Genomic DNA, 14,230 nt, shown 5'->3' with positions numbered 1-14,230 from the left:
GTGCGGACGCCCCTCAGTGCAGGAGGACGGGGAGAAGATCCTTTGGGTTGCCTGTGCGTGGCGCACACCACGACGGGCGGACGCGGAGCCGCTCGCGGGCGATCGTGTCGCCCGGGGCCAGGGGCAGCACCTCTGAGGCCGGTTCCCGACGGCGTTCGTACGGTGGGGGCTGCCGCGCTGGACGAGGGCGTTCGTCGCGCAGGTGGGAGGTGAACGATTCGCCGCCGGCCGTACGACAGCTGCTGCGATCGGGGGACGGGACACCGACGCCGATGCTCAGGGCACTGGTGAAGACCCCGCTGATCGAGGTCGGGGAGTTCTCGTACTACGACTATCCGGACGACCCGACCGCGTTCGAGACGCGCAACGTGCTCTACCACTACGGGCCGGAGAAGCTTGCCATTGGCAGGTTCTGTGCGCTGGGCACCGGAGTGCGGTTCATCATGGACGGCGCCAACCACCGCACGGACGGCCCCTCGACCTTCCCCTTCCCCACCCTGGGCGGCTCGTGGGCCGACACTTCGACCTGCTCACCGGCCTGCCGAACCGCGGCGACACGGTCGTCGACAACGATGTCTGGTTCGGCCCTCGCACGACGGTCATGCCCAGCGTCCGGATCGGGCACGGGGCGATCATCGACGCCGGCGCACATGCGGACGATCATCTCGGGCGGCATCGCCGACCTGGAGGCCGCCCTCCCGGACACCGGCGGCGTCTGAGGAGCGCGCGGGAATCTTCACGCGACGGGCCTGGTCGGCTGTGCCGCTGGCCCGTCGCACAGCCGAACGCCCCGGCTGCCCGGGCAGCCGGGGCCAAGGCCCGATGTCAGATGTCAGATGTCAGAGGGAAGGACCGGTGGTACCGGTCGTACCGGTCGTACCGGTGTCCCCCGGCCGGATGCGTCCGCGCCAGGCGCCGGACTCGCTGCCGCGCTCCTCGATGAACTGCTTGAAGCGCTTCATGTCGCCCTTGACGCGCCGGTCGATCGTGCCGAGCACGTCAGCGGCCTTCTCCGCGGCTCCGCTGGGCTCGATGTCCATCACGAGCTCCACCCGGGTGTGGGCGTCGTCCAGGCGCTCGAAGCGGACCGTGCCCTTCTGCTTGGTGTCACCGGTGGTGGTGCGCCATGTGATGCGCTCGTCGGGCAGCTGGTCGACGATCTCGGTGTCGAACTCCCGGCGCACTCCGCCGATCTTGGTGGTCCAGTGGTTGTGGCGGTCGTCCAGTTGCCTGACCTCTTCCACTCCCTCCATGAAGTTCGGGAAGTCCTCGAACTGCGTCCACTGGTTGTACGCGGTGTGGACGGGGACGTCGACTTCTACCGTTTCCTTGACCGTGCTCATCTGTATGCCTCCGTTTTCACTGATCGACTGCGGGAGGCCCGTCGGCCCATTCGCAGCTCAGGGCCCGTGGCGACGAGTACCCGAGGAGCTCGGGTTACCACCTCCGAGTTCCGATCACCCGCCAGGCGCCCGCTCCGAGGGAAAAACCATGCGCGTCCGCAGGGCCGTAGGCGCTACCGTCCGGGCATGGTCGATGAAGACGGCTACTTCTCGGAGGCCATCGCGGCCGACTACGACGACTCCGCGGCCGACATGTTCCGGCCGGACGTGGTGACCCCGGCCGTCGATGTGCTGGCCCGGCTCGCGGACGGCGGGCGGGCGCTGGAACTCGGCATCGGCACCGGCCGGATCGCGCTGCCGCTGGCCCAGCGCGGGGTCGCGGTGCACGGCATCGACATGTCCCGCGCCATGGTGGCCCGGCTGCGCGCCAAACCCGGCGGTGACGCCCTCGGCGTGACGATCGGCGACTTCGCGACGACGCGGGTGGAGGGCACGTTCGCGGTCGTCTACCTGGTCTTCAACACGATCAACAACCTGACGTCCCAGGACGCCCAGGTGGCCTGCTTCCGCAACGCGGCGGCCCATCTGGAGCCGGGTGGCTGTTTCGTCGTCGAGGTGGGGGTGCCGGATCTGCGCCGGCTGCCGCCGGGGCAGAACGCCGTGCCGTTCCACATCAGCCCGACGCGGTGGGCCTTCGACACGTACGACACCGCGACCCAGGCCATGACTTCGAACTACGTCACGATCGTCGACGGGCGTGCCGAGCACTGGTCCATCCCGTTCCGGTACGTGTGGCCCGCCGAGCTCGACCTGATGGCGCGGCTCGCCGGGTTGCGGCTGCGCGACCGGTGGGAGGACTGGAATCGGGAGCCGTTCACCGGCGAGAGCCGCCGGCATGTCTCCGTCTGGGAGAAACCCGCCGACTGAGCCGCGTCGCGCTGCCCGGCGAGGAGTGGTGCGGCCTTCTTCGGCCGCGTAGGAGCCGCCGAACTCGCCCACCGTCCGGAAGCGTTGGCACGCCCCCGCAGGACCTCACCGACGTGGATGTGCCGCCGGACCAGGCCGAGCAATACCTCGGTGCCCTCTCGCCCGACGGCCGGCCGACCGCCTACCTCTTCAGGTGCCGGTCCTGCGGAGTCGACCTCGCGCCTGTCGGTCCGAGCGCGGAGACGGCCAGGGAACCGAGCGGACACGCCACCACGCACAGGGCGATGCCCAGCCAGAACGGCGTCGGGCGGGTGCCGTCCCACAGCAGCGCGGCCACGGCGGCGAGGGCGGTCCGTAGCACGGCGATGTCGTTCGGTGGCATGCCGTCAGCATCGGAGGGAGGAGGGGCCGGCGTCGTCGCCTCGGGGCAGGAACGTGATCTCCATCCCGGGGTGGACAGGGGCGTGCGTCCTGCGGAGGACGTCCCGCGCCGCCCGCAGCGCCTATGCTCCTGACCTCGTGGAATCCTTACGGAACTGGCTGGTGCCGCTGATCGTCGCGGCTGTTCAGGTGCTGGCCTGGCCCGGCGCCGCGGTGTGGTCGGGGCAGGTGGTCTCCCGTGCGGACATGGCGGTGGCCCTCGTCGCGGGGGCGGTGGCCACCGTCGCGCTGGGGATGCGGCGGCACAGGCCGCTCGTGGCACTGGGCGGGGTCACCGGTGTGTCCCAACTCGCTCTGTTCGTGGTGCCGTCGGACGCCGTCGTGGTGTCCGGTGGGGTGGGTGAGGTCGTGGCGGTGTACTCGGTGGCGGCCCGCACGAGCCTGCCGGTGACGCTGAAGGCCGTCGCCGTGGTGGTCGCCGGTGAGACGCTGGTGAGTCTCGTCGTCGATGGCGTGGCTCTGACGCACCGCGCCGACCTGGCCCTGACCGTCGTACTCCTGCTCTGCTGCGCCGGACTCGGCCGTGGCCGGGCGCGGTGGCAGGCCGGGCGGCAGGAGGCCGCCGACCGGCTGGCCCGGGCCCAGGCGGAGCGGGAGGAGGCCGCGGCGGGCGAACGGCGCAGGCTCGCCCGGGAGTTGCACGACGTCAGCGCCCACCACCTCACCTCCGTCGTCGTCACGGCCAACGCGGCCCGGCACCTTGCCGCCGACCGGCCCGAACTCGCCGCCGAGGCCCTGGACTTCGCCGCCCGGACCGGCCGCGAGACGCTGGAGACCCTGCACCGGCTGGTCGCCGCCCTGCGCACCGCGCAGGAGGGCGACGACGCCTCGCTCACCGAGCGCATCGGGGAGCTGGCGTCGGGCTTCGTCCGGCTCGGGCAGCGCATCGTGGTCGACGTCGACGAGGGTGTCGCCGTGGTCGGCCGGGCGACGGGCGAGGCCGTCTTCGGTATCGCCCGGGAGGCGCTCACCAACGCGTTGCGGTACGCGCCCGGGTCCCGCGTCCGGGTCGCGGTGCGGGACCTGGGCGACGGGCGGCTGGCCCTGACCGTCGACAACGACGGCGCGCCCGGCGACGGCGGTCCGGGCGCCGGCCGCGGGCTGGGGTCGGGGCGCGGGGTGACCGGCATGCGGGAGCGCGCGGCGGCCGTCGGCGGCACGGTCACCGCCGGTCCGCGGCGGGACGGCGGCTGGTCGGTGCGGGCGGAGCTTCCCACCCACCCGGGCGGTCCGCGCGGCTCCCTGCCCGGCAGTGCCGCCGACTGGCGGTTCGCGGAGCACGCCGCGCTGATCGGAGTCCTCGCCGTCCCTGCGGCGCTGCTCTTCGACGGGCCCGGGACCGCGGCCGCCCGGCCGCTGCTGGCGACGCTGCTGGTGTTCCAGATGCTGCCGCTGCTGTGGCGGCGGCGGGCGCCCTGGCCGGCTCTGGTCGCGGTGCTCGCCGGATGCTGGCTGTGGCCCTGGGCGCCTGGTCCGGCGGACTCCACCTGGACGCTGGTCGCGGGCGGCTGCGCGCTGCTGGCCGCGGTGTACGCGGTGGGCGCGTACGGCCGTGATCCCTGGGCGAGTTGGGCCGCGATACCGCTGGCCGACGTGGTGCTGGGCGGCGCGGTGACAGCGGCGGCGGCCCGCGACGGGGTGCTCGTCGGGGACCCTGTGGGGGTGATCTCCGTCAGCTTCGTCGTGGTGGCCACCACGGTGACGTCGTTGCCGGTGCTGGGTGGTGCGTGGCTGGCCGGGTTCGCCGTACGGTCCCGGCGTGTGCGGATCGCTCGCCGGGACGACACCGAGCTGGGTGCCGTGGTCCGCGAGGCCCTCGCCGCCGCCCACGCCGAACGGCAGCGCGTGGCCGCCGGGCTGCGTGCCGCCGTCCTCGACCGGGCCGCCGACGTGGTGCGCGTCGCCGAGGAGGGCCGCCTCGACGGCGTGGCGCCGGCCGCCCGTGAGGCGCTGGCCGCGATGCGCGAGCTGCTCGGCAGCCTCCGCGACGGCACCCCCGCCGACAGTCCCCGCGCCCCGCAGCCCACCGCGACCGACCTGGCGCGCCTGTGCCACGACCGGGGCGCCGTCCTGCACGCCCCCGCGGACCTGCCCGGCCTCCCGGAACACGTGGGCCTGACGGTTCACCGCCTGGTCGACACCGCCCTGGGCGCGGGTTCCGCCGGTGCCCAGGTGCGCCTGGTCCGGACCTCCGACGGCCTCACCCTCGCCCTGACCGGTGTCCCCGACACCACGGCGAAGGCCCTGCGCCCTCGCACCACCGCCGCCGAGGGCCGGCTCACGGTCGATCCCGCGACCGGCACGATCCATATACGGCTGCCGGTCACGGCACCGTCCACACCGGTCACCTGACCGACCCGCCGATCGTGACTGCCGGGCCGCCCCGGGCAGCACGGCCGAAGGGACAAGAGCTTTTGCAGCACGGCACGTTGCGGCCCTCGGTAGAGTGACGGATCATGCCTCCCCACACGCCCCACGACCCCGTTCGTGTCCTCGTCGTCGACGACCAGCCCGTGGTCCGCGCCGGTTTCGCGGCCATCGTCGACGCCGAACCGGATCTGCAGGTGGTCGGGGAGGCCGGCGACGGTGCCTCTGCGGTCGTCCTCGCGGGACAGCTCGCCCCGGACGTCGTCCTGATGGACATCCGTATGCCCGACATGGACGGCCTGACCGCGACGAGCCTCCTGACGAAGACCGAGCACCCGCCGCGCGTTCTCGTCCTGACCACGTTCGACCTGGACTCCTACGTCTACGAGTCGCTGCGCGCCGGTGCGTCCGGGTTCCTCCTCAAGGACGCCCAGCCCGGCGAACTGCTCGCCGCCATCCGGGTCGTGGCCGCCGGCGAGGCCATGCTGGCCCCTGCCGTCACCCGCCGCCTCATCGACACCTTCGCGGGCGGGGCGCCTGCTCCCCCGGCGGTCTCCGGCGCTCTCGACGCCCTGACCCCACGCGAACGCGAAGTGCTCTCCCTGGTCGCGGCCGGGCTGGCCAACGCCGAGATCGCCGAGCGGCTCGGTGTCACCACGGGCACCGTCAAGACCCATGTCAACGCCCTGCTCGGCAAGATCGGGGCCCGTGACCGGGTCCAGGCCACGATCTTCGCCTACGACGCGGGCCTGGTCAGGCCGAGGCCGCTGCGCACAGAGTGAAAAAAGGACCCCGTCCCTGGCATCCCAGGGACGGGGTCCTCGATCTGAGCGCCGGGCAGGCCTTGCACCTGCATCTCCCCGCAGGAAGCGGGGCGTCTTTCCTTGGACCACCAACGCGCGGCGCACCACCGGCAGTTCCGTGGCGAGCTCGGGGTCGAGCCTAGCAGACGATCGCGCCCGCCACAGGTCGAGCCCTCGCGTCCCACGGTCCCGTCCTGCGTGCCACCGCCCTGGGGGAGAAGACGGTGGCACCCGGTGAGCACCTCCCTCAGCGCGTGCCGCTCCAGGTGTGGGCGACGTCCACGACGATGCGGTCGGGCAGCTGCTGCACCCGGAACGGCAACCGGGCGCGGACTCCGAGTCCGACCTGGGTCTCCCCCTCGAAACTGCCGGCGAACCGGGTGTCCCGGAAGGTGCGGTACCCCGTCAGGTCGACGCCCGGCAGGGGGCGGCCCACGCGGGCGGGATAGGTGGGTGCGCCGGTCTCGGGGTCGTAGGCGGGCGCGGCCACCCGCACCTCCAGGACGGCTCCACCGGCGACGGGTATGTGGCGCCCCGACCCGTCCTGGTACAGGCGGTCGACGTACCCGACCCAGTAGCCGAGATCGCCGCGGCCCGCTCCGGGGATGTCGACGACCATCCGGTCGAAGCAGGTGTGGCGGCCGGTCCTGATGTTCTTCACCGGCGTCGCCGTGGCGGTGCCGCCCGCTTTCGCTGTGCTGCCCCAACCGGTGGGGCAGGCCGTGGTCTGCGCGGTGGTGGCCGGGGCGGCGCCGGCCGGGATCGCGGCCGCCGCCAGTGTGGCGCCCATGAGGGCGATCGTCGCGCACACTGTCCGCGTTTTCCTGTTTCGTAGCATTGTCCACCCCGAGATCTGCATGCTGTTGGTATCGGGTGAGACGACCGAGTTGACCCAAAGGTTGCGCTCATTCCGGCAGCGGTCGCGCAGGCCGCGCGGGCCGGGGGCGAGGCTTGTCGGGTGAGCTGCGCCGGGCACTGCCCGTGGCGGTCCGGAAGCCGTGCGCTCCCACCGCGCCGGACCGCCGCCCATGGCACATCCTGGTGGGGAGCAAATGGTGTCCGGTGCGTCCGTACCGGGAGGACGCGAGATGGATGAGGCAGCCGCCGGACCGGATGAGGCACGGCCACCCGGTGGGCGGAGCCGGGGCAGCGCTGACGAGCGGGCCCGGGCCGGGGACACCGCCCGGCTCGAGGACGCCCTGGCGAGCCCGCTGATCGCGGCCGTGCGGGCCGCCCGGGGATACGGCGGACTGGTCTATCTGCGCTCCCGCGACCGGCGATCGCTGGTGCTCACCGTGGTGACGGGGGTGCCGCGGTCGCTGCTCAAGCCGTGGTGGCGGGTGCCGGTGGGGGGTGCCCTGCCCATGGCGGAGGCCTACCGGCGGGGCGAGAAGCTGTGGCTGCCGGACGAGCGGGCGACGATGGTGCGCTTCCCGCAGTTCACCGCCGGCCTGCCCTACTCCTTCGCCTCCGCCCACCAGCCCGTCCGGGTCGGCGACGAGACCGTGGGCGTCCTGGTCGTGCTGTGCTCGGCCGCCCGGGGGCCGGTCGACGCCCAGGCCGCGGACACCGCGCTGCGTGCCGCCTTGCGGGACCTGGAGGAGTGCCTGGACCGCCGGCCGGGCCCGGACGCCGACGCGTCCGCCCTCGCGTACGACGACGAGCCGGTCAGCGTACGGCTGCCCACCCCGGCCGCGCGTGCCGTCCGGGTCGGGCTGTTCGACTGGGACCTGGACAGCGACCGGTGCTCCGTCGACGACGAGGCGCTCGCCGTCCTCGGTGTCCGCCGGGCGGACTTCGGCGGGACGCTGGCGGACATCGAGGCGCGGGTGAGCCCCGACGACCGGCACGAGCTGCGGGCGAGCCGGCGGGACGCGACGGAGCACGGGCGGGTGCGATGCCGGCACTTCAGGGTGCTGGACGAGTCCGCGGGCCGCGAGGAGGTCCGCTACCGGCCGGTCGAGCTGTGGGGCCACCTGGTGCGCGGCGGCGCGGGATCGTCGCGGCTCCTGGTGGGTGCCCTAGTCGACGCGGCGGGCGGCATCACGGCGGCCGAGGCCGCCGAGCGGCTGCCCGACGGGTTGTTCTCCCTCGACCAGGACGGCCGCCTCACCTACGCCAACCACCGCTGCGAGGAACTGCTGGGCTGCGGGCGGGAAGAGCTCCTCGGCCGCTATCCGTGGCAGGTCGTCACCTGGCTCCGTGATCCGGCGTACGAGGACCGCTACCGGGCGGCGATGCTGTCGCAGGAGCCGGTGTCGTTCCTGGTGCGGCATCCCGCCGACGGCTGGCTGGGGTTCGTGCTCTATCCCGGTGTGCATGGGCTGACCGGCCGAGTCTTCCCGACCGGGCCGCCCACCGGCACCGAGCCGGTGCCCACGGCCGGGGCGGACACCGGCGTCGTGGCCGGTACGGCTGTCGGAGCACCACCGCCCGAGTCGGTCTCCGCGCCTCGCGCGGGAGCGCTGTACCACGTGGTGCAGATGGCGAGTGTGCTCACCGAGGCGGTCACCGTGCAGGATGTGTGCCGGGCGGTGTCCGAACAGCTGCTGCCCGCGTTCGGGGTGCAGGAGCTCGCCCTGTACACCGTCCGCGAGGGCCGCATGTACCTGCTGTGGGAGTGCGGCTATCCGGAGGGATTCCTGCTGCCCTTCGAGGGCGTCAGCCTCGACACCCGGCTGCCGGGCGTGCACGCGCTGACGACGCGGCTGCCGTTGTTCTTCGAGTCGCCCGACGCGCTGCGCGGCGCCTACCCGGGCATCGCCATGGACCGCATGAACGCCTGGTCGTTCCTGCCGCTGATCGCCTCCGGCCACCCCGTCGGTTCCTGCATCCTCGGCTGGGACGCGCCGCGCCGGTTCACCCCCGACGAGCGTTCCGCGCTGACCGCGCTGAGCGGGCTGGCCGCGCAGGCACTGGAGCGGGCCCGGCTGTACGACGCGGAGTCCGCCGTCGCGCGCGGTCTTCAGGAGGGGCTGCTGCCGCACCGGCTGCCCGTCATCGAGGGGCTGCGCACCACCGGCCGCTATCTGCCCGGCACCCAGGGCATGGCCATCGGCGGCGACTGGTACGACGTGATCCGCACGGGCCGCGGCGTGGCCCTGGTCATCGGTGACGTCGAAGGGCACAGTGTGGGTGCCGCCGCCGTCATGGGGCAGCTGCGCAGCGCCGTGCACGCCTTCGCCGCCAGCGAGCGCCCGCCGCAGGAGGTCATCACCCACACCAACCGGCATCTGGCCGAGCTGGAGGCGGACGCCTTCGCGACCTGCTGCTACGTCGAGCTGGACCCGCGTACCGGGCGGGCCCTGGCCGTGCGGGCGGGCCATCCGCCGCCGCTGCTGCGCCACCCCGACGGGCACGCCGAGACGCTGGACCTCGCGGGCGGGGTCATGCTCGGCGTCCAGCCCGACGCCGTCTACCCCGTCACGGCGCTCACCCTGGAGCCCGGCAGCGTCCTCGTCCTCTACACGGACGGGCTGGTCGAGCAGCCCGGCAGCGACATCGAGGCGGGGATCCAGGAGGTTCGCCACTGTCTGACCCGTACGCCCACGGACTCGGTGGAGCACCTCGCGGACCAGCTCATCAAGACGGCCCGCCGGGCCCCGGACCGGCCGGACGACGTGGCCCTGCTGCTGACGGCGTACGGCCGGGCCGCCGCCCCGGAGGGAGCGGGCGGGACCCCGCGCGGCTGAACGGGTGTCCCGTCGCTCAGGCCGGGCGGGTGCGCAGCAGGAGAAGCGTGATGCCGTCGACGTGCCGGCCGGTGAGTGCCGCGGCGCGAACGAGGCTGTCGGCGCGGCACTCCGGGTCGGCGTCGTCGGTGGCGGCCAGGCACGCGGCGAGGTCGGTCGTGGCGCGCGCGGCGTCGGTGCCGGGCACGTCCACGAGGCCGTCGGTGTGCAGCGCCACACGGCGCCCGGGGGCAGCGGGGCGGTGGTGACCGTGTACCGGGTGGCGGTGTCGATGCCCAGCGGCGGCCCGGGTTCGATGCCCAGGACGCCGGCCCGGTGCGGTGCGTGCCGCAGCAGCGGGGGCACGTGCCCGCGCTGGCGAGGGTCGCCTCGTGGCGGGCCAGGTCGAGACCGGAAGGTCTACGGCGACCGCTACCAGATCGGCTCACCGCCGCCGTGCGGCTGCCCGGTCATCGGGCCGGGGCCGGCGTGCCGAGGAAGGGCGGCAGCGCGTCCCGGCCCTCATCGCCGCGATTGGTCCGCCATGGCGTCAGGGAAGTGGACCTCGAACAGGACCGCCGCGCTTCCTAGCGTCAGTGCCATGAACGCCACCACCACGCGCGGGGCCCTGCTCGCCGCGCTCGCCTGTGTGCTCGTCGGAGCGTCCTTCACCGCCAACAGTGTGCTCGGGGACTATCCGTACGCGGGCGGCCAGTTCCTGCGCTACGCCCTGGCCTGTCTGCTGCTGCTCCCGCTGGCCGGGAAGGGCGCGGCGGCCCGGCTGCGGGCGCTGGGGCGCCGTGGGTGGGTCCGCCTCGCGCTGCTCGCGGCCGTCGGCATGGTCGGCTTCAACCTGGCCGTCCTCGCCGCGGAGCGGACCGCGGAACCGGCGGTCCCCGGCGTGTTCGTGGGCTGCGCGCCCGTGGTCGTCGCCGTGGTCGTCCCCCTGCTGGAGGGGCGCCGGCCCCGACGGGCCGTCCTGTACGGGGCGTTGCTCGTGGCCGTCGGTGCCTGCACCGTGCAGGGCTGGGGGCGCACGGACGGCGCCGGCATCGCGTTCTCGGTGTGCGCCCTCGTCGGCGAGTCGGTTTCGCCGTTCTCGCCGTACCCGTACTGCGCCCCCTGGGGCCCAGGCTGCTGTCCGCCACGGTGTGCGGTGTGGCCGCGCTGGAGTCGGCGGCGGCCGGAGTGCTCCTCGACGGTGCCGGCTGGCTGCGGAGGCCGGACGCGGTCGAAGCCTCGGCGCTGTTGTGGCAGGCGGTGGTCGTCACCGTCATCGGGTTCGTGTGCTGGTACATGGGCATGCAGCGGATCGGCGCGGAGCGGGCCACCCTGTTCTCCGGCCTCATCCCGGTCGCGGCCGCCTGCACGGCGCCGCTCGTCGGCACCGGCGCCTACGGCCTCGCCCAGGCCGCGGGCAGCGCCCTGGTCGGCGCCGGAGTCGCCCTGGGGTCGGGCGCGTTGTCGGCAGCCGGGCGACCGCGCCGGGCGGGCCCGGGGGACGGTCTGCGCGGCTCGGACGACGTGCCGGGACGCGAGCGGCCGACCGCTCCGGAGGATGGTCCGCGCGGCAGCGGCCCGGATGCCCTGCCGGGGCGCGAGCAGCCGATCGCCGGCGTCCCGGGCCCCGGCGGCGCCCCTCGGTGACCGGACGGTCCGGTCGGCCCGGGGGTGCGGGAGGCCCCGGCTGGGCGGGCTTCTGCCGCACATGGACGCCGAGGGCGACGGTGCGGGGCCGGCCTGCGGGCCGTTGGAGCGGGTGGTGGTGTCGCGCGGCGGCGTCAGGTGCGCAGCAGGTGGACGAGCGAGACGGTACCGACCGTCACGATGAGGGTCCGAAGGACCGCAGGGCTGAAGCGGCGGCCGACGCCGGGCTCGATGTGGCCGCCGGACGCGGAACCGGCGGCGATGAGCACGACGGCCGTCCAGTCGAAGTCCGCGACGACGAGGAAGAGGAGCGCGGCGACGGCGTTGACGACGGCGACGAGCACGTTCTTCACGGCGTTGAGGCGCTGCGGCGGTTCGTCCAGGAGCACCCCCACCAGGGACATGTAGAGGATCCCCTGCGCGGCGGAGAAGTAGCCGCCGTAGACGCCGGCGAGCGTCAGACCGGTGAAGAGCAGCGGGCCGCCGTCGCGGCGGGCGGAATCACCTGCCGGTGCCCTGCGGCGACGCACCCACGTGCGGATCACGGGCTGGAGTGCGACGAGGACGCCCGGGCACCACACCGAGTGCGTTGGAGACCGTGGCGGTGACCGGTGGCAGGTCGGTGGCGAGCAGGACGGGAAAGGTGATCAGCGTTCCGGATCCGACGACGGCGTTGACGGCCCCGGCACCGACACCGGCCGCGAACACGGCGAGCATCTCCCCCGGCGTCACGCTGCGGCTCCCCTCGGGACATCCCTGCAGACGCTCATGGACGGACGCTGGACGGCGAAGGCTTCGGTGCCCGCCGAAGCATGCCGGAACTGCGCAGGGCGGCAGGAGCCCCACCTGGGGTTCCTGCCGCCCTGCGAACGCCGTCCGACGGCGGTGTCACGTCATGTCACTCATGCCACGTCACGTCACGCCGAACCGCGCCTGATACGGCGCAGCAGGACACAGCCGGCCAGGACCAGGAGCCCGCCCGCCGCGGCCGGCCACAACTGCGCGCCGGTGTCGGCCAGTCCGCCGTTGACGGCCTGCGGCTCGGTCTGTCCGGAGGCCGACGGGGCGTCTTCGCGGGCGGTCGGTGTCCCGACCGCGGTCGGCGTCCCCTCGGGGCCGGCGGCCGCGTCGGCGCCGTTGGCGCCGTTGGCGTCCGAGTCGCGCTCGTCCGCGGCGGCCGCCGTGCTGCGGGCGGTCGGGGCCGTCGTCCGGGCCTTGGGTTCCGCCGTGCGCGGCGGGGTGGCCGAGCCGCCGCCCGCCGCCGGTGCCGTACCCGGCGTACCCGGCGTACCCGGCGTACCGGCCGGAGGCTCCGGGGTCTCGGCTCCGGCGTTGTCACCGGGCTCTCCCCCGGCGTTGCCGTCCTGCGGAGCCTCGGGGGTCCGCGTCGGCTGCTCCTGCGGCGCCTGCGGGGTGCGCGTCGGCTTCTCCTGCGGCTCCTCGGGAGTACGGGTCGGCTGTTCCTGCGGCTCCTCCCCCTCCCCGGCACCGGAGTCGGCCCCTGCGTCGCACGTGCGGCCCTCGTTGATGCAGTCGGTCATCTCCCGCATCAGGTCCTCGTCGAAGACGTTGATGAAGTCGCCGTGGTCGGTGACCGGCTTGTGCAGCTGCTCCGGGAAGGAGTCCACGGCGAACAGCGGGGTCGTCCGGCCGCCGTCCTTCAGGCTCGGCGCGTCGACGTCGTAGACGAGGCGCTGCACCAGCTGCGGAATGGGCCGGAAGCCGGCCGGGCAGGTGCCGTCGGCCGCCGTGAATGCCACGTGGGTGCGGTGGTTGGCGCTGTCGATGTTGCGGCCGTCCCAGCAGCTCTGGAACCGGAAGGTACGCACGACGTCACTGCCCTGCGGGCACAGCGGGTACTTGTCCTTCAGCTGCCGGTCCTCGAAGCCGGTGCAGCTCCAGGACGCGTTGGCGTTGGCGGGGCCGTTGACGAACGCCTTGGCGTCGCCGGTGATGATGCGCAGCAGCCGCGGCATCGCCGTGACCTTGCCCCGCGGGTTGCCCACGAACGTCAGCGTGACCTGCTTCGGCGTGACGATCTCGCCGGCGTTGCCCTCGATGCCGCCGCCGGGGGAGTTGGCGTCCTGCTCCTGGGTGCCGTTCTGCAGGCGCAGCACGGGCCAGAAGTAGGACGACTTGTCGCCCTGGTTCTCGCAGCTCGTCTCGGCGTTCGCCAGGTCCTCGTCGCTGGCGAAGGCGTCGTTCGCCTGGTTGCCGACGTAGTCGTGGAAGTGGTGGGCGCCGTTGCTGACGCCCGGGGCGACGATCACGTTGTCGGAGTTGAACAGGCCGTTGTCGTTGACACCGCAGCTGGTGGTGAAGGAGCCGCGTGAGGCGTCCCCGGTCAGGGGCGGCTTGGGCACGTTGGGCTGGACGGCGGTGATGTCCGCGTAGTCGGCGGCGACGGGCCCGTTGCCCGCCTGCCCGCCGTTTCCGCCCTGCTGGCCCGCCTGGTCCTGGCCGCCGTCCTGCTCCTGTCCGGCGTTCCCGTCCTGGCCGTCCTGTTGACCGGTGGTCTCGTCGCCGGTGGGCCGCACCGTGCAGGCCGCGAGGGCCTCGAGTCCCTCCGGGCGGTCTCCCACCCGGTCGATGGCCACGGCGATGCGCTCGACGGTCGCGGCCCGCTTCTCCTTCAGGGGGTTCGTGATCGCGTTCTCGGCGAAGGCGGGGTCCTGCTGTACGGCCTGTGCGGACTCCCGCAGTTGCTGGTACGCCTTGGCGATCTGCTCGTCCAGCAGGGCGAGTTCCCTGTCGACCTCCGGCCGCGCCTGCTCGGGCACCGACGTGAGCCTGCTGCCGATGTCCGGGCAGTCGATCGTGGCGGCGCCCGGCGCGCCGCTGTTCGTCCGCTGGGCGGGGTCACCGCCCCATCCGTCCTCGGTCGCCGAGGCGTAGACGTTCGCCGCCACCAACCCCCCTCCACCCAGGATCAGCGCGACCGCGGCGAACGTCGCGCGCTGTGCACCTCTGGGGCGTCTACGCGTGTTGCGTCTCAAGGAAGTACTCCTACGCTTCGTGACGGGGGACCCGG

General features: G+C 73.8%; 9 protein-coding genes and 3 pseudogenes. 6 read left to right on the top strand and 6 right to left on the bottom strand.

Annotated elements, in window-relative coordinates:
- Positions 1-272: 272 nt before the first annotated feature.
- Positions 273-650 (top strand): annotated as a pseudogene (locus ACYVMZ_RS26740) (LbetaH domain-containing protein); the annotation flags it as partial.
- Positions 651-839: 189 nt separating this feature from the next.
- On the opposite strand, the gene ACYVMZ_RS26735 reads toward ACYVMZ_RS26740, so the two are convergent.
- Positions 840-1,343: an SRPBCC family protein gene (locus ACYVMZ_RS26735; RefSeq protein ID WP_461083957.1), complete on the bottom strand. Its 504-nt coding sequence runs from the start codon at positions 1,341-1,343 to the stop codon at positions 840-842.
- A 186-nt stretch (positions 1,344-1,529) separates the two neighbouring features.
- Between ACYVMZ_RS26735 and ACYVMZ_RS26730 the strand changes: the two genes are divergently transcribed.
- Positions 1,530-2,270, top strand: coding sequence for a class I SAM-dependent DNA methyltransferase (locus ACYVMZ_RS26730; protein WP_461083955.1), 741 nt, complete (start codon positions 1,530-1,532; stop codon positions 2,268-2,270).
- Between the two features lie 181 nt (positions 2,271-2,451).
- On the opposite strand, the gene ACYVMZ_RS26725 is transcribed toward ACYVMZ_RS26730, so the two are convergent.
- A complete protein-coding gene (locus ACYVMZ_RS26725) occupies positions 2,452-2,652 on the bottom strand; it encodes a hypothetical protein (RefSeq protein WP_461083953.1) in 201 nt (66 codons plus the stop codon).
- A gap of 137 nt (positions 2,653-2,789) precedes the next feature.
- Between ACYVMZ_RS26725 and ACYVMZ_RS26720 the strand changes: the two genes are divergently transcribed.
- Positions 2,790-5,063, top strand: coding sequence for a sensor histidine kinase (locus ACYVMZ_RS26720; protein ID WP_461083951.1), 2,274 nt, complete (start codon positions 2,790-2,792; stop codon positions 5,061-5,063).
- A gap of 104 nt (positions 5,064-5,167) precedes the next feature.
- Positions 5,168-5,860 (top strand): response regulator, encoded by a 693-nt coding sequence (locus ACYVMZ_RS26715; RefSeq protein WP_461083949.1) that lies wholly within the window; start codon positions 5,168-5,170, stop codon positions 5,858-5,860.
- A 268-nt stretch (positions 5,861-6,128) separates the two neighbouring features.
- On the opposite strand, the gene ACYVMZ_RS26710 is transcribed toward ACYVMZ_RS26715, so the two are convergent.
- On the bottom strand, positions 6,129-6,719 hold the full coding sequence (locus tag ACYVMZ_RS26710) for an AMIN-like domain-containing (lipo)protein (protein ID WP_461083947.1): 591 nt from the start codon (positions 6,717-6,719) through the stop codon (positions 6,129-6,131).
- A gap of 250 nt (positions 6,720-6,969) precedes the next feature.
- Here ACYVMZ_RS26710 and ACYVMZ_RS26705 point away from each other — a divergent pair, with 250 nt between their 5' ends.
- Positions 6,970-9,573 carry a SpoIIE family protein phosphatase gene (locus ACYVMZ_RS26705; protein WP_461083945.1) on the top strand — a complete coding sequence of 868 codons (2,604 nt, stop codon included), beginning with the start codon at positions 6,970-6,972 and terminating at the stop codon, positions 9,571-9,573.
- Positions 9,574-9,589: 16 nt separating this feature from the next.
- Here ACYVMZ_RS26705 and ACYVMZ_RS26700 read toward each other — a convergent pair whose 3' ends face one another.
- On the bottom strand, positions 9,590-9,790 hold the full coding sequence (locus ACYVMZ_RS26700) for a hypothetical protein (RefSeq protein WP_461083943.1): 201 nt from the start codon (positions 9,788-9,790) through the stop codon (positions 9,590-9,592).
- 363 nt (positions 9,791-10,153) lie between these two features.
- Between ACYVMZ_RS26700 and ACYVMZ_RS26695 the strand changes: the two are divergent.
- Positions 10,154-11,199 (top strand): annotated as a pseudogene (locus ACYVMZ_RS26695) (DMT family transporter).
- A 134-nt stretch (positions 11,200-11,333) separates the two neighbouring features.
- Here ACYVMZ_RS26695 and ACYVMZ_RS26690 read toward each other — a convergent pair.
- Both ACYVMZ_RS26690 and ACYVMZ_RS26685 read right to left on the bottom strand, forming a co-directional pair.
- Positions 11,334-11,916: pseudogene (locus ACYVMZ_RS26690) on the bottom strand (TSUP family transporter).
- Between the two features lie 200 nt (positions 11,917-12,116).
- On the bottom strand, positions 12,117-14,108 hold the full coding sequence (locus tag ACYVMZ_RS26685; protein ID WP_461084105.1) for a DUF1996 domain-containing protein: 1,992 nt from the start codon (positions 14,106-14,108) through the stop codon (positions 12,117-12,119).
- Between the last annotated feature and the right edge of the window lie 122 nt (positions 14,109-14,230).

It is taken from the genome of Streptomyces deserti, assembly GCF_054782695.1.
This window is presented reverse-complemented; position numbering and strand designations above follow the sequence as displayed.